14 protein-coding genes are annotated in these 18,442 nt (G+C 70.1%); 11 read left to right on the top strand and 3 right to left on the bottom strand.

The annotated features are described in order from the left end of the window. Window positions 1–198: 198 nt before the first annotated feature. From GXP76_RS05335 to GXP76_RS05310, 6 genes are all read left to right on the top strand, one after another. Entirely contained in the window at window positions 199–1,317 is a 1,119-nt protein-coding gene (locus GXP76_RS05335) for a DegT/DnrJ/EryC1/StrS aminotransferase family protein (protein WP_242570245.1), read from the top strand. Then, complete coding sequence (locus GXP76_RS05330) at window positions 1,314–2,327, top strand: Gfo/Idh/MocA family protein (protein ID WP_242570244.1); 1,014 nt, start codon at window positions 1,314–1,316, stop codon at window positions 2,325–2,327. The genes GXP76_RS05335 and GXP76_RS05330 overlap by 4 nt, the downstream gene beginning before the upstream one ends. Window positions 2,328–2,466: 139 nt before the next feature. Continuing rightward, window positions 2,467–4,077: a glycosyltransferase family 4 protein gene (locus tag GXP76_RS05325; RefSeq protein WP_242570243.1), complete on the top strand. Its 1,611-nt coding sequence runs from the start codon at window positions 2,467–2,469 to the stop codon at window positions 4,075–4,077. Then, complete coding sequence (locus GXP76_RS05320; protein ID WP_242570242.1) at window positions 4,074–5,711, top strand: glycosyltransferase; 1,638 nt, start codon at window positions 4,074–4,076, stop codon at window positions 5,709–5,711. The genes GXP76_RS05325 and GXP76_RS05320 overlap by 4 nt, the downstream gene beginning before the upstream one ends. Beyond that, a complete protein-coding gene (locus tag GXP76_RS05315) occupies window positions 5,708–6,991 on the top strand; it encodes a nucleotide sugar dehydrogenase (protein WP_242570241.1) in 1,284 nt (427 codons plus the stop codon). Before GXP76_RS05320 ends, GXP76_RS05315 begins: the two co-directional genes overlap by 4 nt. A gap of 24 nt (window positions 6,992–7,015) precedes the next feature. Next, window positions 7,016–8,569 carry a glycosyltransferase family 4 protein gene (locus tag GXP76_RS05310; RefSeq protein WP_242570240.1) on the top strand — a complete coding sequence of 518 codons (1,554 nt, stop codon included), beginning with the start codon at window positions 7,016–7,018 and terminating at the stop codon, window positions 8,567–8,569. Between the two features lie 76 nt (window positions 8,570–8,645). Here GXP76_RS05310 and wecB read toward each other — a convergent pair whose 3' ends face one another. The 3 genes from wecB to GXP76_RS05295 form a co-directional block, all read right to left on the bottom strand. Then, window positions 8,646–9,767: a non-hydrolyzing UDP-N-acetylglucosamine 2-epimerase gene (gene wecB, locus GXP76_RS05305; RefSeq protein WP_242570239.1), complete on the bottom strand. Its 1,122-nt coding sequence runs from the start codon at window positions 9,765–9,767 to the stop codon at window positions 8,646–8,648. A gap of 69 nt (window positions 9,768–9,836) precedes the next feature. Then, window positions 9,837–10,448, bottom strand: coding sequence for an acyltransferase (locus tag GXP76_RS05300; RefSeq protein ID WP_242570238.1), 612 nt, complete (start codon window positions 10,446–10,448; stop codon window positions 9,837–9,839). 121 nt (window positions 10,449–10,569) lie between these two features. Further along, window positions 10,570–11,646 (bottom strand): acyltransferase family protein, encoded by a 1,077-nt coding sequence (locus GXP76_RS05295; RefSeq protein WP_242570237.1) that lies wholly within the window; start codon window positions 11,644–11,646, stop codon window positions 10,570–10,572. A 289-nt stretch (window positions 11,647–11,935) separates the two neighbouring features. Between GXP76_RS05295 and rplU the strand changes: the two genes are divergently transcribed. The 5 genes from rplU to GXP76_RS05270 all read left to right on the top strand — a co-directional run bounded on the left by rplU (window position 11,936) and on the right by GXP76_RS05270 (window position 18,301). After that, entirely contained in the window at window positions 11,936–12,259 is a 324-nt protein-coding gene (gene rplU / locus GXP76_RS05290; protein ID WP_147873018.1) for a 50S ribosomal protein L21, read from the top strand. Between the two features lie 14 nt (window positions 12,260–12,273). Continuing rightward, window positions 12,274–12,531 (top strand): 50S ribosomal protein L27, encoded by a 258-nt coding sequence (gene rpmA, locus GXP76_RS05285; RefSeq protein ID WP_242570236.1) that lies wholly within the window; start codon window positions 12,274–12,276, stop codon window positions 12,529–12,531. A gap of 139 nt (window positions 12,532–12,670) precedes the next feature. Further along, window positions 12,671–14,107, top strand: a complete 1,437-nt coding sequence (gene obgE / locus GXP76_RS05280; protein ID WP_242570235.1) for a GTPase ObgE — start codon at window positions 12,671–12,673, stop codon at window positions 14,105–14,107. 359 nt (window positions 14,108–14,466) lie between these two features. Then, the gene (locus GXP76_RS05275; protein ID WP_242570234.1) at window positions 14,467–16,503 is read left to right on the top strand and encodes a glycosyltransferase family 4 protein; all 2,037 of its coding nucleotides are present in this window, start codon (window positions 14,467–14,469) and stop codon (window positions 16,501–16,503) included. A 295-nt stretch (window positions 16,504–16,798) separates the two neighbouring features. Continuing rightward, window positions 16,799–18,301, top strand: a complete 1,503-nt coding sequence (locus tag GXP76_RS05270; protein WP_242570233.1) for a bifunctional cytidylyltransferase/SDR family oxidoreductase — start codon at window positions 16,799–16,801, stop codon at window positions 18,299–18,301. Window positions 18,302–18,442: the final 141 nt, after the last annotated feature.

The following is an 18,442-nucleotide window of genomic DNA, read 5'->3' as shown; positions in this document are numbered from 1 at the left end:
TGGCGGTCCCCGCCGTCGACAGTCTCCGCCCGGAACCCGCGGTCGGAGACCGGCCCGTCCAGGGACAGCGGTCCCACATTCCTCGGCAGGGCGTCGGCCAATCGTGCCGCAGGAGTGCACGCGGCCTCGTGAGACGCCCGCTGCACTCCTGGCCTCTGCCACAGAGAGCTTTCGCGGTGTTCAAGGAGGACGACGTCCATGTCGAGCAGTGAAGCGCAGCCCATCCCCGCTGCCCGCCCGGTCATCGGGGAGGAAGAGATCGAGGCCGCCGTACGCGTACTGCGCACCGGCCGGGTCGTCCAGGGCCCCGAGGTGGCCGCGTTCGAAGAAGGCTTCGCCGAGCTCGTCGCCGGCCGCCACTGCGTGGCCGTGAACTCGGGCACCTCGGCACTCCATCTCCTGCTGCTCGCCCTCGGCATCGGCCCGGGCGACGAGGTGATCGTGCCGTCGTTCTCGTTCGCCGCGTCGGCCAACGCCGTTCGCCTCGTCGGCGCCGACGTCGTCTTCGCCGACATCGAGCCCGGCAACTTCGGTCTCGACCCGGCGGCCGTCGAGGCCGCGATCACCCCGCGCACCGCCGCGATCATGCCGGTGCACCTCTACGGCAACCCGGCGTCGATGGACAGGCTGATGCCCATCGCCGACAAGCACAAGCTCGCCGTCGTGGAGGACGCCTGCCAGGCGCACGCCGCGTCACTGCACGGCACGCCCGTCGGCGCCTTCGGCTCCGGCGGCACCTTCAGCTTCTACCCGACGAAGAACATGCACTCCCTCGAAGGCGGCATGATCTCCACCGGTGACGCCGAGGTCGCCCGCACCCTGCGCCTGCTGCGCAACCAGGGCATGGAGCAGCGGTACGCGAACGAGATCGTCGGCGCCAACATGCGCCTCACCGACGTGGCCGCCGCCGTCGGCCGGGTGCAGCTCACCAAGCTCGCCGGCTGGACGGAGCAGCGCCGCGCCAACGCCGCGTACCTGAGCGAGCACATCACCGCGCCCGGTGTGGTGACGCCGCCGGTCGCCGAAGGCGCGTACCACGTCTACCACCAGTACACCGTCCGGATCACCGGTGACCGCGACGCCGCGATGGCCAGGCTCACCGAGGCGGGCGTCGGCAACGCCGTGTACTACCCGACCCCCATCCACCGGCTGCGGCCGTTCTGGGAGCCGGACCAGAAGGCCGGCCGGAACTGGGATCTGCCGGAGACCGAGCGGGCCGCCGCCGAGGTCGTCTCGCTGCCCGTGCACCCCTCGCTTTCCGAGTCGGACCTGGAGCGAATCGTTTCCGCCGTGAACGAGCTGGGAGAGAACCTGTGACCACCGGGGGACTGCGCGCCGGGCTGATCGGCCTGGGCTCGATGGGGCGCCACCACGCACGTGTACTCGCCGGGCTCGACGGCGTCACGCTCGTCGGTGTCGTCGACCCGCTCGGCGACAAGAACGGACTCGCCCAGGGCGCGCCCGTCCTCGCCACCGTCGAGGAACTGCTCGCGATCGGCGTCGACTACGCCGTCGTCGCCTGCCCGACCGCCCTGCACGAGGAGGTCGGCCTCCAGCTCGCCGAGGCCGGCGTCGGCGCGCTCATCGAGAAGCCTCTGGCCGACACCGTCGACGGCGCGCGCCGTCTGGTGGAGGCGTTCGAATCGCGCGGCCTCGTCGCCGGCGTCGGCCACATCGAGCGCTGCAACCCGGCGCTGCGCAGCCTGCGCGCCCGGCTGGAGGCCGGTGAACTCGGCGACGTGTACCAGGTGGTGACGCGCCGTCAGGGACCGTTCCCGCACCGGATCGCCGATGTCGGCGTGGTCAAGGACCTCGCCACCCACGACATCGACCTGACCGGCTGGGTGACCGGCCAGACGTACACCTCGATCTCCGCCCACACGGTGTCCAAGAGCGGCCGCCCGCACGAGGACATGGTCTCCGCCGTGGGCCGGCTCTCCGACGGCACCATGGTCAACCACCTGGTGAACTGGCTGAGCCCGCTCAAGGAGCGCTTCACCTCCGTCACCGGCGAGCGCGGCTGCTTCATCGCCGACACGCTGACCGCCGACCTGACCTTCTACTCCAACGCGGCGGTGACCACCGAGTGGGAGGCGCTGCGCGCGTTCCGCGGTGTGGCCGAGGGCGACATGATCCGCTACGCCATCCCCAAGCGCGAGCCGCTGCTGGTGGAGCACGAGCTGTTCCGCGACGCCGTGCTCGGCGAGTCGCACGACATCTGCACACTGCGGCAAGGTCTGCGCACCGTCGAGGTGGCAGCGTCCCTGCTGGAGTCGGCCGCCAACGGCACGACCGTACGGCTCGACTCGGAGTACAGCCCCGGCTGAGACCCGGCGCCGACGGTTTTCTCCCGACCGGTCCCCGCCGCTTCTCCGACGCCGACACCGGCGGTGGGGAGCCCGGGGACCGCACCGGACCGCAGGTCCGCAGCAGCTTCCTCAAGTGACCGGTTCAGAAAGGCAGTTGATGGATACGCAGAGTGCCGGTGGTGAGATGACCGGCAAGGGGCGCGTCGTCATGCTCGTCGACAACAAGGTCGACGGCGACTCACGGGTGCAGAAGGCCGCCGAGTCCGCGGCGGCGGCCGGCTGGGACGTCACCCTGCTCGGGCTGGTCCGCACCGGCAAGGGCCGCAGCTGGAAGCTCGGTGACGCGGAGGTACGGCTGCTGCCGCTGAAGGCCCCGCTCGCCAAGCGCCACGCCGAACGTCACCGCTCCCTGCTGCGCCGCCCGCTCGCCTACCCGCCCGGCCCGGTCGCCGCGTACCGGCGGCAGTGGGCCAAGGCGTGGCGGGCGGACGTCGCGACGCGCCGGGCCGCGCTCAAGGTGGCACCGAAGGCGGTCGGCACCCCGCTGTTCCGCCGGGTCGAAGGCGTCCGTCTCCGGGTGGCCGGCCCGGTCTCCAACATCGTGCAGCGCTGGGTGGGCCTGCGCTCGCGGCACAGCACGGCGGCCCAGCAGGCCGGCCGCCGGCTGCGCGGCCCGCTGGACCGGCTGTTCACCGCGGCCTGGACGGCCGTCAAGGGCAAGCGCGCCTGGCGCAGACTCGAACCCGCCCTGTGGGACTACGAGTTGACGTACGGTCCGGAGATCGACGCGCTCAAGCCCGACCTCATCCACGCCAACGACTTCCGGATGCTCGGCGTCGGGGCGCGGGCCACGGTCCGCGCCAGGGCCGCCGGCCGCTCGGTCAAGCTGGTCTGGGACGCGCACGAGTTCCTGCCCGGGGTACGCCCCTGGGAGGACAACGCCCACTGGATCCCGGGCAACACGGCGCACGAGAGCGAGTACGCGCCGTACGCCGACGCGGTGGTCACGGTCTCCGAAGGGCTCTCCGACCTGCTGATCGAGCGGCACGGGCTGACGGAGCGGCCGACGGTCGTCCTGAACGCGCCGGACCGCCCGGCGGACGCCGAGGCGCACGCGATCACCCGTGTCACCGCCGACGGCGAGCCGGAGCCGACGCCGGACCTGCGCGAGCTGTGCGGCATCGGCCCCGACGTCCCGCTGATCGTCTACAGCGGCTCGCCCGGACCGCAGCGCGGCCTCGGCGACCTGGTCGAGACGCTGCCGAAGCTCGACGGCGTCCACATCGCGTTCGTGGTGCCCAACCCCACGTCCGCCTACATGGAGACCCTGCTGGCGCGCGCCGCGGAGCTGGGGGCGGGCGACCGTCTGCACACGGTGCCGTACGTGCCGCACTGGCAGGTCGTGCGCTTCCTGTCGGCCGCGGACGCGGGCTGCATCCCGATCCACCACTGGCCGAACCACGAGATCGCGCTGATCACCAAGTTCTTCGAGTACTCGCACGCGCGGCTGCCGCTGGTGGTCAGCGACGTGAGAACGATGTCGGAGGTCACCCGGTCCACCGGCCAGGGCGAGGTCTTCACCGCCGAGGACACGGACGACCTGGCCCGCGCGATCAAGCAGGTCCTCGCCGACCCGGAACCGTACCGGGCCGTCTACGACAAGCCGGGGCTGCTGGACGCGTGGACGTGGGAAGCGCAGGCCGAAGTGCTGGACGAGCTGTACTCGAAGCTGGTCACGGAGCGGAAGAAGTCGGAGCCCAGACCATGACGACGACCACTCCCGATGTCACGGTCGTGGTGGCCGTGTACAACACGATGCCCTACCTGACCCAGTGCCTGAACTCGCTCGTCGGCCAGTCCATCGGCCTGGAGCGACTCCAGGTCGTGGCCGTCGACGACGGCTCGACCGACGAAAGCGGCGCCGAGCTCGACCGGTTCGCCAAGGAGTACCCGGACACCGTCAAGGTGATCCACCAGGAGAACAGCGGCGGCCCGGCGGCGCCGAGCAACCGCGCCCTGGAGATCGCCACCGGCCGTTTCGTCTACTTCGTCGGCTCCGACGACTACCTCGGCGAAGAGGCCCTGGAGCGCATGGTGGCCTGCGCCGACGAGCACGGGTCGGACGTGGTGATCGGCAAGATGGTCGGCACCAACGGCCGCTACGTGCGCCAGGCGATGTACAAGAAGAACGATCCCGATGTGAGTCTGTACGGCTCCGACCTGCCGTTCACCCTCGCCAACACCAAGCTCTTCCGGCGTGAGCTGGTGGAGCGGCACAAGCTCCGCTTCCCCGAGGACCTGCCGGTCGGCAGCGACCAGCCGTTCACCATCGAGGCGTGCGTCCGGGCCGGCCGGATCTCCGTCCTCGGTGACTACACGTACTACTACGCGGTGAAGCGCGGCGACGCGAGCAACATCACCTACCGGGCCGACCACCTGTCCAGGCTGCACTGCACCGCCCGCATCATGCGGCACACGGCCGGTCTGATCGAGGCGGGACCCCAGCGCGACGCCGTCCTCAAGCGGCACTTCACCTGGGAGCTGGCCAAGCTCGTCCAGGACGACTTCCCGACCCTCGCCCCCGCGACGCAGCGCGAGCTGTGCGCCGGGGTCGCCGAACTCGCCGACGACTATCTGACGGACGCGCTGCGTGACTCGCTCGACGTCAAACGGCGGGTACGGATAATGCTGGCCCAGCGTGGCGCTGTGGCCGAACTCACCAAGGCCATCGCCGACGAGACCGAGCACGGCGCGCCGCCGTTCCTGCTCGAAGACGGGCGGGCGTACGCCGCCTACCCCGGTCTGCGCGACCCGATCCTCCGACTCCCCGACCGGGGCTACGAGTTGGTGGGAGAAGCCGTCCCCGGCCGGCTCGCCAACGGCACCCGGCTGATCTCCGCGGGGTGGGAGCGGACCGGCGACACGCTCTTCGCCGTGTTCACCGTACGGATCGGCGTCACCGGACAGACCGACTCCGCCGTGATCCGGCTGGCCCGCACCGCGATGCCGAACAGCGCGGACAAGGCGGCTGCCCGCCGGCTGCCCGCCGGGCACCAACTCGCCGACCCGGTCGGCGAGTTCACCCGCGTGCCGGAGCCCGACGGCGGTGGCGGCACCGTCCTGACCGCCCGGATCCCGCTCACGGCGGCCCGGATCAAGGCCGGTGCCCGCGTCTACGTCGACGTCGCCGGATCCACCTACGAGATCCCGATCCGTACCCGGGGTCTGCCGATGCCGCTGGCCCGCCGGTGGGGCGACGCCGTCCCGTACCGCGCGTCGGCCAATGTGAATCCCAAGGGACGACTGGTGATCACCACGGCTCCGCTGTGGGAGCCGACACCATCCTTCCGGGCGCGGGTACGAAGCCTGCTGCCCCGGTTCAAGAGGAAAGTAATCCGATGAATATCTGTGTAGTCGCGCTCGGCAAGATCGGTCTGCCGCTCGCCGTGCAGTTCGCCGCCAAGGGCCACCGCGTCTTCGGCGCCGACGTCAACGAGAAGGTCGTCGAGCTGGTCAACGCCGGCACAGAGCCCTTCCCCGGCGAGCACGACCTCGACGTCAAGCTCAAGCAAACCGTCGACGCCGGACTGCTGACGGCCACGACCGACACCGCCGCCGCCGTCGCGCAGTCCGACGCCGTGGTGGTCGTCGTCCCGCTCTTCGTGGACGCCGAGGGCGTGCCCGACTTCGGCTGGATGGACGCGGCGACGAAGGCGATCGCCAAGGGCCTCAAGCCCGGCACCCTCGTCAGCTACGAGACCACCCTGCCCGTCGGCACCACCCGCACCCGCTGGGCGCCGATGCTCCAGGAGGGCTCCGGGCTCACCCCCGGCGAGGACTTCCACCTCGTCTTCTCGCCCGAACGCGTCCTGACCGGCCGGGTCTTCGCCGACCTGCGCCGCTACCCCAAGCTCGTCGGCGGCATCGACGAGGCGTCGGCCAGGCACGGCGTCGACTTCTACGAGGCCGTGCTCGACTTCGACGTACGCGAGGACCTGCCGCGCGACAACGGCGTGTGGGACCTCGGCACCGCCGAGGCCTCCGAGCTGGCGAAGCTCGCCGAGACCACGTACCGCGACGTCAACATCGGCCTGGCCAACCAGTTCGCGCGCTTCGCCGACCAGAACGACATCGACGTCAAGAAGGTCATCGAGGCCTGCAACAGCCAGCCGTACAGCCACATCCACCAGCCCGGCATCGCCGTCGGCGGCCACTGCATCCCGATCTACCCGCGGATGTACCTGTGGAACGACCCGGCGGCGACCGTCGTGCGCTCGGCGCGCGAGGCGAACGCGGCGATGCCCGAGTACGCGGTGGACCTCCTGGCGGCGGCGTACGGCGACCTCACCGGCGTGAACGTGCTCGTGCTCGGCGCGGCCTACCGCGGCGGCGTGAAGGAGACGGCGTTCTCCGGTGTCTTCCCGACCGTCGAAGCCCTGCGGGCGCGCGGCGCCGTGCCGTACGTCTCCGACCCGATGTACACCTCCGAGGAGCTGACCGCGCACGGCCTGCCGCCGCACGAGGGCGAGAAGGTCACGGCGGCGGTGCTCCAGGCGGACCACGCCGAGTACCGCGACCTGAAGCCGGCCGACCTGCCGGACGTCACCGTGCTCGTCGACGGCCGGCGTACCACCGACCCGGACGCCTGGCGTGGCGTCCGCCGTGTCGTCATCGGCGGCTGAGCGGTGAGCAGAGGAACGAGTCAGATGCCAGAGCGTCGCCCCGGACGAGTCGTGATGCTCGTCGACAACACCATCGACGGCGACTCACGTGTCCAGAAGCACGCACGGGCCATGGCGGACGAGGGGTGGGAGGTCCACCTCATAGGCCGCGCGCCGGCGACCGGCGCGGACAGCTACGAACTCGGTGGCGCCCGGATCCACCGGCTGATGCTCCGGCGGCTGCCCCCGCGCAAGTCGCTGCGCCGCCGGGTGACGGGCATCCGTTACCCGCTGGCGTACGAGAACCAGGACATGGCGCTGCTCAAGAGCCGCCGTATCAAGGTCGACTGGGCCGAACTGGAGGTGCGCGCCGGGCGCGCGGCCGCCCGTACCGGTATCGCGAAGGGTCCCAACACCAAGCAACTGCCGCTCATCGCGGCCCGGTTGGCGGGCAAGGTCCGGCGCAGCGCCATCCAGGCCAGGACCCGTCAGACGAAGGCGGCGGCAGCCGCCTGGGGCGACAAGAACGGTGCGCTTGAGGGCCTGGAGACGGCCTTCTGGGGCGCCACGATGGGGGACAGGGCGTGGCGGCGGCTGGATCCGCTGCCCCTGCGCTACGAGCTCAGCTACCGCGACAAGATCGAGGAGCTCCAGCCCGATCTCATCCACGCGCACGACTACCGCATGATCGGTGTCGCGGCGCGCGCGGGCGTGCGCGCCCGCGCGGCGGGCCGTGATGTGCGGGTCGTCTACGACGCGCACGAGTTCGTGCCGGGACTCGCGCAGGCCGTCACCTCGAAGAAGTGGCTCGCCTCGCAGATCGCGTACGAGCGCGAGCACATCCCCTACGTCGACGCGGTGGTCACCGTCTCGCCGGCGCTGGCGGAGATGCTCCAGACGTCGCACGGTCTGACGGAGCTGCCGGTCGTCACCCTCAACGCGCCGCCGAGGCTGGTACCCGGCGAGGAGGGGGCCTCGGACTGGACCACGGAGGACGGTGCCAGGGACGTACGCGAGGCGTGCGGACTCGGACCGGACACCCCGCTCGCCGTGTACTGCGGCGGGGCGGCGCCGCAGCGCTGCCTGCACACGATCGTGGAGTCGCTGGCGTTCTCGGACGACCTGCACGCCGCCTTCATGATCAACAACCTGGACGGCGACTACGTCGGTTCGCTGCGGGAGCTGGCCGAGAGCATCGGCGCCGCGGACCGCGTCCACTTCATGCCGTACGTGCCGTACGACGTGCTGGTGCGGTTCCTGTCGACGGCGGACGTGGGCATCCACCCGCTGCGCAAGGGGCCGGTGAACCACGAAGTCGCCCTCAGCACCAAGTTCTTCGAGTTCATGCAGGCCCGGCTGCCCGTCGTGGTCAGCGATGTGAAGGCCATGTCGGACGAGGTCAACCGGGTCGGCAACGGCGAGGTCTTCCGGTCCGAGAACGGCAAGGACCTGGCGCGGGCGGTGGGCGCCGTGCTCAGCGACCGCGACCGGTACACCGCGCCGTACGACCGGCCGGGGATGCTCGACGAGTGGAGCTGGGAAGCGCAGACGGAGAAGTATGTGGCACTGTACGAGCGGCTGTTGAAGCACCTCGGCTGACGGCCGCCGTCGACGCCGTTGACGAAGGAGGGCCCACCCGCACGGCGCGGGTGGGCCCTCCTCGTACGACTGCCCGTCAGGCGTGGACGGCCTGGGCGGGCACCCGCATCCGTTCCGTGGCCTGCTCCATCAGCTCGACGACGCGCCGCGCGGCCGTGCCGTCGCCGTACGGGGCGCCGTGCGGGGCCGTCGGGGCCGGCCGTACGGCCAGCGCCGCCCACTTCTCGGGGGCCAGCTCGTGGGGGTCCGGGACCAGGTGGTTCCAGCCGTCCTCAAGGGTCTCGACCCACTCGGTCTCCGGGCGGATCGTGGTGCAGACGCGGTCCAGAAGGTACGCCTCCTTCTGGAGGCCGCCCGAGTCGGTGACCACACCGGTGGACGCCAGGACGCCGGCGACGAGCCCCGCGTACGGAAGCGGCCGGCCCACGCGCACCGCGCCCTGGTTCAGCTCGATACCGTGGAGCTGCGCCTTGGCCACCAGGCGCGGGTGTGCCAACAGCGCCACCGGGACCGGCAGTTCGGCCAGCGACTTGAGGATCGCGGCGAGCCTGGCCGGGTCGTCCGTGTTGTCCGGACGGTGCAGGGTGGCGAGCAGGAACGGCTCGGAGGGATCGATGCCCTCGGGCAGCGCCGGGGCCGGGAACTCACCGGCGAGCACCGCGTCGCGGATGCGCAGGCAGATGTCGACCATCACGTCGCCGGCCAGCTCCGAGCGCTTGGCGAGGCCCTCGTTGGCGAGGTGGCGCATGGCCTCGGCGGTCGGGGCCAGCAGCAGATCGGCGCAGTGGTCGGTGAGGACGCGGTTGTGCTCCTCGGGCATCCGGCGGTTGAACGACCGCAGGCCCGCCTCCAGATGGGCGACCGGCAGATGCTGCTTCACCGCGGAGAGCGCGCCGGCGACGGTGGAGTTGGTGTCCCCGTAGACCAGCACCCAGTCGGGCCGCTCCGCTTCGAGGACCGGGTCGAGGGCGGAGAGGACCGCCCCGGTCTGGACACCGTGGCTGCCGGATCCGACGCCCAGGTGGACGTCGGGGTCGGGTATCCCGAGGCCGGAGAAGAAGACGTCCGAGAGGTCGGCGTCGTAGTGCTGTCCGGTGTGGACGATGACGTGCTGGTGCTCGGTGCGCGCGAACGCCGCCGCGACGGCCGCGAGCTTGACCAGCTGTGGACGGGCACCGACGATGCTGATGACTTTCATCGAACACTCTTCTGCAAGGCCACGGTGGTGGCGGTCTGATGTGTGACGGGTTCTTCGTGTGCGTGCGGTTCAGACGGTGCGCGTGAGCCGCTCCGTGAGCACGCCGTCCTTCTCGTCGTGCAGTGCGCCGGTCCGGGGGCACTCCCACACCCCGGGCTCCCCGGCACGCTCCACGAGCTTCACACCGGCCCGCCCGACCCAGCCGATCCGGCGGGCCGGGACACCCACGACCAGCCCGAAGTCCGGCACGTCCTGGGTGACGACGGCCCCGGCGGCGATCATCGCCCAGCGGCCGATACGCACGGGCGCGACGCAGACCGACCGGGCGCCCAGCGAGGCGCCCTCCGCGATCTTCACCCCCACCGCCTCCCAGTCGGAGCCGCGCTTGAGCTTGCCGTCCGGGTCGACGGAGCGGGGGTTCAGATCATTGGTGAGGACGACGGCGGGTCCGATGAAGACACCGTCGGCCAGCTCGGCGGGCTCGTACACCAGCGCGTAGTTCTGGATCTTGACGTTGTCACCGATCCGCACCCCGGTCCCGACGTAGGCACCACGCCCGACCACGCAGTTCTCCCCCAGGCGCGCGTTCTCCCGGATCTGCGCGAGCTCCCAGACGCTGCTGCCGTCACCGACCACCGCGGTCTCGTCGACCTGGGCGGTTGGCTGGACCCTGTAGTTCACGCTGCTGCCTTTCGGATTTCCGTGCACGTTTCCGACGGTTGAGCATACGTCGCGGCGCGCGGCCCCCGACGGCGAGCACGGGCCGTGCGACGGTGCGCGGGCCGAGCCCGTCGATGTGGGCCTACGCCTTGGTTTCGCCCCGGCGCAGCGCCCACCGCATCCTCGGCTCCACGACGAAACGGAACACCTGCCGCACGGGCGGCGTGCACAGCGCAGTCACCAGCAGCGCCGCGGTCAGCGTCACCGCGACGCGGCCCGCCTGGGTCTCCAGGAAGGGGTGGTCGTAGCCGCCGAGATACCGCGCCCCGCGGACGAAGAAGCCGTGCAGCAGGTAGCCGTAGAGCGTCCCGGCGCCCAGCGCGGTCATCCACAGGCGGCGGCGCGGGACCCAGGCCAGGAAGCACGCGCCCAGCACGAGCGCCGCGGCGAACATCAGCAGGGTCATCGCCGCGCCCGTCCAGACCGGCTCGTCGAGCTCGCGGGCGCTGTAGCTCCTGAAGAGCCACGAAGTGGTGACGCGCGGGACCGACCAGTACGCCACCAGCAGGGCGACCAGAGCGACGGGCAGCGCCGCGATCCGCACCCCGGTGCGGCGCAGATACGCGAAGTGTTCGGGGCGCAGGCACAGACCCAGGACGAAGAACGGCAGGAACTGAAGGACGCGCATGAGCTGCAGGTCGTCGCCGATCCCGGTCGACATCGACGCCAGCGCGGCCACGGCCAGGGACAGGGGCACCGGCCACCGGACCAGCTGCCAGAACGGCGTGGTGATCCGCCACAGGAACAGGGCGGGCAGGAACCACAGGATCCAGTACGGGTCGGCGGGCGTGAGCGGGAAGCCCGGGTCGTCCACCGCGCGGTGGAAGAGCGTGTACGCCACCTCGAAGACGGCGTACGGCACCAGGACCCCGGTGACCAGCCGCCACACCCGCTTCGGGCTCATGTCGAAGCCGCGCGAGAAGTAGCCCGCGATCACGATGAAGACGGGCATGTGGAACGCGTACACGAAGGTGTAGAGGGCCTCGACCACCCGCCCACTGCCCGGCAGCGGCTCCCACGAGTGCCCGACGGCGACCAGGACGATGGCCAGGTACTTCGCGTTGTCGAAGAACGGATCCCGCTCCACGCCGCGGGCACCGATGGGAGCGGTGTCGGACGACGGGGTCCCGGTCCGGGCCGGCGACAGGGGTGAGACCATCACGACACCCTAGACCCACGACGGTCTCGCACCCGCGGGCGTCCCACCGCCGCGGACACTGAAGAGAGGGAACGGGTTGCCGGGCTTCCGGCCCCGCCCCCACCTGGTTTGACCCCCCACCCGGCCGCCCCGTACTCTTGACCGTCGGCGTGTTTCTGTGCGCGTCAACTCTCCTGAGCACCTCACCTGCCGGTGGCTGTCCTCGACGCCGTCGGCGGAGGCCGCTCGTCACCATCCGGTTGCGGCGGCTGGCTTCAGGAGTTCCGTTCCGAGCGAGAGTGAGATCCGCGTGTACGCCATCGTGCGCAGCGGTGGTCGTCAGCACAAGGTTGCTGTTGACGACATCGTTGAGGTTGACAAGATTCCCACTGCCAAGGTTGGCGACACGGTCGAGCTCTCGACCCTGCTCGTGGTCGACGGCGACGCCGTGACCAGCGACCCGTGGGTCCTGGACGGCATCAAGGTCACCGCCGAGGTCGTGGACCACCACAAGGGCGCGAAGATCGACATCCTTCGCTACAAGAACAAGACCGGCTACCGCCGTCGTCAGGGCCACCGCCAGCAGTACACGGCGATCAAGGTCACCGCTATTCCCGCGGCCGCGAAGAAGTAAGGGACTGAGGAGACATGGCACACAAGAAGGGCGCATCGTCCACCCGTAACGGGCGCGACTCGAACGCTCAGCGGCTCGGTGTGAAGCGCTTCGGCGGTCAGATCGTGCTCGCCGGTGAGATCCTCGTCCGTCAGCGTGGCACCCACTTCCACCCCGGTTCGGGTGTGGGCCGTGGTGGCGACGACACGCTGTTCGCCCTCGCCCCCGGCGCGGTCGAGTTCGGCAAGAGCCGTGGCCGCAAGGTCGTGAACATCGTTCCGGTCGCCGAGTAACTCGGTACCCGTAGAGCGAATTCGATCGGTTTCTCGCGAGGGCGGACCTCACTTCCCGTAGGGGAAGCGGGTCCGCCCTTCGCTTGTTGCAACCGGTGAAGCAGACGCAAGACTTTCCGTACTTACTGGAGGCACCACCATGACCACCTTCGTGGACCGCGTCGAGCTGCATGTCGCCGCGGGTAACGGAGGCCACGGCTGCGCCTCCGTCCACCGTGAGAAGTTCAAGCCCCTCGGCGGTCCCGACGGCGGTACCGGCGGCCGGGGCGGCGACGTCATCCTGGTCGTCGACCAGTCGGTGACCACGCTGCTCGAATACCACCACTCGCCGCACCGCAAGGCGACCAACGGCAGGCCCGGCGAGGGCGGCAACCGTTCCGGCAAGGACGGCCAGGACCTCGTCCTGCCCGTCCCGGACGGCACGGTCATCCTCGACAAGAAGGGCAACGTGCTCGCCGACCTCGTCGGCCAGGGCACCACCTACGTCGCCGCCGAGGGCGGCCGCGGCGGTCTCGGCAACGCCGCGCTCGCCTCCGCCCGCCGCAAGGCCCCCGGCTTCGCGCTCCTCGGCGAGCCCGGCCGCTCCGGTGACATCGTCCTGGAGCTCAAGACCGTCGCCGACGTCGCGCTCGTCGGCTACCCGAGCGCCGGCAAGTCGTCGCTGATCTCCGTGCTCTCCGCCGCCAAGCCCAAGATCGCCGACTACCCGTTCACGACGCTCGTCCCCAACCTGGGCGTCGTCACCGCGGGCTCGACCGTCTACACCATCGCGGACGTCCCCGGCCTGATCCCGGGCGCCAGCCAGGGCCGCGGCCTCGGACTGGAGTTCCTGCGCCACGTGGAGCGCTGCTCGGTCCTCGTGCACATCCTGGACACCGCCACGCTGGAGTCGGACCGCGACCCGATCTCCGACCTCGACACGATCGAGGAGGAGCTGAAGCAGTACGGCGGCCTCGGCGACCGCCCGCGCATCGCGGTCCTCAACAAGATCGACATCCCGGACGGCCTGGATCTGGCCGAGATGATCCGTCCCGAGCTGGAGGCGCGCGGCCTGCGGGTGTACGAGGTGTCCGCCGTGGCCCGTACCGGCCTCAAGGAGCTCTCCTTCGCGCTCGCCGAGATCATCGCCGCCCAGCGCGCCGCGAAGCCCGTGGAGGAGGCGACCAGGGTCGTCATCCGGCCGAAGGCGGTCGACGACTCGGGCTTCACCGTCTCGCTGGAGGAGGACGGCCTGTACCGCGTACGTGGCGAGAAGCCCGAACGCTGGGTCAGGCAGACCGACTTCAACAACGACGAGGCGGTCGGCTACCTCGCGGACCGGCTCAGTCGGCTCGGCGTCGAGGGCGAGCTGATGAAGGCCGGGGCCCGCTCCGGCGACGGCGTGGCGATCGGCCCCGAGGACGACGCGGTCGTCTTCGACTGGGAGCCGACCGTGATGGCCGGTGCCGAGATGCTCGGGCGGCGGGGCGAGGACCACCGGCTCGACGCGCCGCGGCCGGCTGCCGTACGGCGCAGGGACCGGGACGCGGAGCGGGACGAAGCGGACAAGGAGTACGACGACTTCAAGCCGTTCTAGCGGTTCCGGGCGGCTTCCGTCCCGCTCGGACCCGCCTCCGTAAGGGTCGATTTCGATCAGTGATCGAAGCGTCACGCACCGCACGCGACAGGGCCGCGGTCCGCTCCACCGGGAGCGGGCCGCGGCTTTCTCGTGCGCGCACCGCGCGACGCGCCGGTTGACCGAAAGCCATCTACGGGTATTGAGCGATATGGGCGGAATAATGAGTCATGCGGTTTCTTTTCAAGTGCTCGCACAACCGTCGGTCGGCTTCGCCCGTCTTGCATGTGGGGGCGGCCAGGGGCCGCGTGAACCCGTCCGGACCTGAAGGGGAACTTGGGAATGACCGCCCGGGATTCCGAACACCGAACGGAGCGTTGATGAAGATCTCCTTCCTCATCCACACCATCTATGGCATCGGCGGCACCATCCGCACCACGCTGAACCTCGCGGAGGAGTTCGCCGGGCAGCATGAGGTGGAGATCGTCTCGGTCTTCCGGCACCGGCCCGTCCCGCTCTTCGACGTCGACCCCCGCATCACCCTCGTGCCGCTCATCCACACCTGGAAGGAGTCCCCGGCGTACGAGAAGGACCATCCGCTCCATCTCCAGCCCGCCGAGTACTTCCCGCGCAACGAGGCGCGCTACCGCGAGTACAGCAAGCTGACCGACCAGCGGGTCAGGGACCACTACGCGGACTCGGACGCCGACGTCGTCATCGGGACCAGACCCGGACTCGCCGCGTACGTCGCCCAGTTCGCCCCGGCGAGCGCGGTGCTCATCGGCCAGGAACACATGACGTACAACCACCACAAGCCCGCGCTGCGCAACGAGATGTACCAGCACATCGACGCGCTCGACGCCTACGTCACCGTCTCCGAGGGCGACGCCGCCGTCTACCGCGCGCAGATGCCGCTGCCCGCGACCCGGGTGCTCGCCATCTCCAACAGCGTGCCCGAGCCGTCGATCGAGCCCTCCACGGGCTCCGGCACCACGATCGTCGCCGCCGGCCGGCTGTCCGCCGAGAAGCAGTACAGCGTGCTCGTCGACGCCTTCGCCAAGGTCGTCGCCGAGCGCCCGGAGTGGGACCTGAGGATCTACGGCGGGGGCCCGGAGAAGGAGAACCTCCGTCAGCAGATCGACAAGCTCGGCCTCTACAACAGCGTGCGGCTCATGGGCTCAGTCTCGCCCATCGAGCCCGAGTGGGCGAAGGGCGCCATCGCCGCGTCCACCTCGCGCCACGAGTCGTTCGGCATGACCCTCGTGGAGGCCATGCGCTGCGGCCTGCCCGTCGTCAGCAGCGACTGCGACTACGGCCCCCGGGAGATCCTCCAGCCCGGTGTGGACGGCCTGCTGGTGCCCGTCTCGGACCCCGACGCCGTCGCGCGGGCGCTGCTCACCCTCATCGACGACGAGCCGCTGCGCCGCCGGATGAGCGCGGCGGCCGTGAAGAACGCCTCACGGTTCGACCCCGGCCAGGTCGCCAAGAAGTACGAGGAACTCTTCGGCGAGCTGCGGACCGTCTCGGCCCAGCGCGCGGCCGTCGGCGACTTCGCGCCGGTCGCCGACTGCGTGGTGGAGTCCGGCGGCGCGGTGGCCTTCTCGCTCGTCGCCCCGCAGGCCGCGGCCGTCGTCCACGACGGCCTGAAGCTGGTCTGTGTGCGCTCCGACATCCGTACCCAGGAGCGTGTCTTCCCGATGTCCGGCAACGGCACGGTCACGATTCCGGCGGACGCCGCGTTCACCGAGGGTGTCTGGGAGTGTTTCGCCGAACTCCCGGAATCCGGACGGCGGGTACGGATCGCCGCCCGCTCCGTCGACCAGCGCGGCGCGATGAGCGCCTGCGAACGCGCGCGCGACGGCGAGCCCGTCCACAATCTCGTCCCCTACGCGACCCGGCCCCAGAAGCAGCTCGCGCTCCGCTCATGGGTCCGGCCGATCCACGCGGAGGCCGGTGACATCCGGGTCGACGGCAAGCGCATCACGGTCGCGGGCGAGCTGTTCGGCGCCGGCGTGATGGCCCAGGACCCGTCACTGGTGGTACGCCGACGGGGCAAGCCCGCCGAGGAGTTGACGTACGCGGGCAGCCGCCAGGGGGAGCGGGGATTCCGTTTCACCTTCCCCGTGTCGGGACCCGCCGGGCGGCAGATCGCCAGGTCGGAGTCGTGGGACCTGCTGCTCAAGTACGCCCCGGACGCGGCCCCGGTGAAGGTCGCGCGGGTCCTCGACGACGTCGTGGAGAAGCGCCCGATCTACGAGTACCCGGTTACGGAGGTGCGCAAGAGCAGGCCCTGGGGACCGTTGCGCAGAGTGGTCCGTAAACTGAGGAGCCGGCCGGCGCAGTGGGTGCGGGTGCGGATCATGTACATGGGGACCAACGACCTCATCGTCAACGTCGCGGACGCACCGCGGAAATAGCGCGGAAACCGCGTAGTGGGCTGACGAGCAGGGGATTTCCCTTACGTAGTACTTACACCGCGATCGCGAAATAGCGGACGCGAAGTAGAGGTCCCGTGGAGGTACATACCGGTCCGGCGTGCCGATGTGGTGTCGGTCACGCCGTACTTGGCCGGATGACGACCCAATGTGGCTGGCCAGAGGGTGAACGGATGGTTTCCTGTGGGTGAGGGGCATCCGGCGTCCGCCTTGCGAGACGGTCACGGAGAGTGCGACCATCACAGCGTCCCCCACTCATCTCAAGGTAGGTCGTTCTGTGTCTGTGCCGCATGCAGCCCATCCCCGCACCACGGCAGTCGTGCTCGCCGGTGGTACCGGTCAGCGCGTGGGCCTGTCGATCCCCAAGCAGCTGCTGAAGATCGCGGGGAAGGCTGTCATCGAGCACACTCTGTCGATCTTCGAGCAGTCCGACTCCATCGACGACGTGATCGTGCTGATGGCACCGGGTTTCGTGCCCGACGTGGAGAAGATCGTCGCCAAGGCCGGTCTCACCAAGGTCACGAAGGTGATCGAGGGCGGCCAGACCCGGAACGAGACCACCGAGCGTGCGATCTCCGCCCTCGGCGAGGGCCTCGCCGAGGGTGAGGACCGCAACGTCCTGTTCCATGACGCGGTCCGTCCGCTTCTGTCACAGCGTGTCATCAAGGACTGCGTGGACGCGCTCGACCGCTACGAGGCCGTCGACGTCGCGATCCCCTCCGCCGACACCATCATCGTGACCCGCACCCACGGCGGTGACGGCGAGTTCATCACCGAGGTCCCCGACCGCTCACGGCTGCGGCGCGGCCAGACGCCCCAGGCGTTCAAGCTCTCCACGATCCGCAAGGCGTACGAGATCGCCGCGGGCGACCCCAACTTCCAGGCCACCGACGACTGTTCCGTGGTTCTGCGCTATCTGCCCGACGTGCCGATCTACGTGGTCGCGGGCGACGAGTACAACATGAAGGTCACGCAGCCGGTCGACGTCTTCATCGCCGACAAGCTGTTCCAGCTCGCCTCCACCGCCGCCCCCGTGCAGGCGGACGAGGCGGCCTACCGCGAACTGCTCTCCGGCAAGACGCTGGTGGTCTTCGGCGGCTCGTACGGCATCGGCGCCGACATCGCCGCCCTCGCCGAGCAGTACGGCGCGAAGGTGTACGCGCTGGGCCGCTCCACCACCGGCACCCACGTCGAGAACCCGGAGCACGTCGACGACGCGCTGTCGAAGGCGTACTCGGCGACCGGCCGCATCGACTACGTGATCAACACCGCGGGCGTGCTGCGTATCGGCAAGCTGGCCGAGACGGACAACACGACGATTCAGGAAGCCTTGAACGTCAATTACCTGGCGCCCGTCCAGATCGCCCGCGCCTCGTACAAGTATCTGGCCGAGACCAAGGGCCAGCTCCTGCTCTACACATCCAGCAGCTACACGCGCGGCCGCGCGGAATACAGCCTCTATTCGTCGACCAAGGCGGCCATGGTGAATCTCACCCAGGCCCTCTCGGACGAATGGGCCGCCGACGGCATCCGGGTGAATTGCGTCAATCCGGAACGCACCGCGACCCCCATGCGCACCAAGGCGTTCGGCACCGAGCCCGCGGGCTCGCTGCTCTCCTCCGAGGCCGTGGCCCGTACGTCGCTCGACGTGCTGCTGTCCGAACTCACCGGCCATGTGATCGATGTACGCCAGCAGGACCCGACCCGCGAGGCCTCCGCCGCCGGCTCGGGATTCGAGCAGGCACTGGCCTCGGTCCTTGACCGTCAGGAAGATGTGTAATAATTCTCCACAAGTTTGCATTCACGGGCCTTTGCGTTCACCTATTCGGTGAATTGCAGAGGCCCGTGTGCGTGAAGCCCCGGCTTCACAATTCCCGCCAACTGTGAAATAACCGGCACCCTCTCCTGGAGCAGGTTCTTC

The organism is Streptomyces sp. NP-1717, assembly GCF_022695985.1.
Lineage (GTDB): Bacteria > Actinomycetota > Actinomycetes > Streptomycetales > Streptomycetaceae > Streptomyces.
The sequence above is the reverse complement of the archived record's forward strand: the minus strand, read 5'-3'. Positions and strand labels throughout refer to the sequence as shown.

Bases quoted from the DNA above. Each gene is read 5' to 3' on its own strand.
- GXP76_RS05335 (WP_242570245.1), top strand. From the start codon at position 199: ATGTCGAGCAGTGAAGCGCAGCCCATCCCCGCTGCCCGCCCGGTCATC.
- GXP76_RS05325 (WP_242570243.1), top strand. From the start codon at position 2,467: ATGGATACGCAGAGTGCCGGTGGTGAGATGACCGGCAAGGGGCGCGTC.
- GXP76_RS05320 (WP_242570242.1), top strand. From the start codon at position 4,074: ATGACGACGACCACTCCCGATGTCACGGTCGTGGTGGCCGTGTACAAC.
- GXP76_RS05315 (WP_242570241.1), top strand. From the start codon at position 5,708: ATGAATATCTGTGTAGTCGCGCTCGGCAAGATCGGTCTGCCGCTCGCC.
- GXP76_RS05310 (WP_242570240.1), top strand. From the start codon at position 7,016: ATGCCAGAGCGTCGCCCCGGACGAGTCGTGATGCTCGTCGACAACACC.
- wecB (WP_242570239.1), bottom strand. From the start codon at position 9,767: ATGAAAGTCATCAGCATCGTCGGTGCCCGTCCACAGCTGGTCAAGCTC.
- GXP76_RS05295 (WP_242570237.1), bottom strand. From the start codon at position 11,646: ATGGTCTCACCCCTGTCGCCGGCCCGGACCGGGACCCCGTCGTCCGAC.
- rpmA (WP_242570236.1), top strand. From the start codon at position 12,274: ATGGCACACAAGAAGGGCGCATCGTCCACCCGTAACGGGCGCGACTCG.
- obgE (WP_242570235.1), top strand. From the start codon at position 12,671: ATGACCACCTTCGTGGACCGCGTCGAGCTGCATGTCGCCGCGGGTAAC.
- GXP76_RS05275 (WP_242570234.1), top strand. From the start codon at position 14,467: ATGAAGATCTCCTTCCTCATCCACACCATCTATGGCATCGGCGGCACC.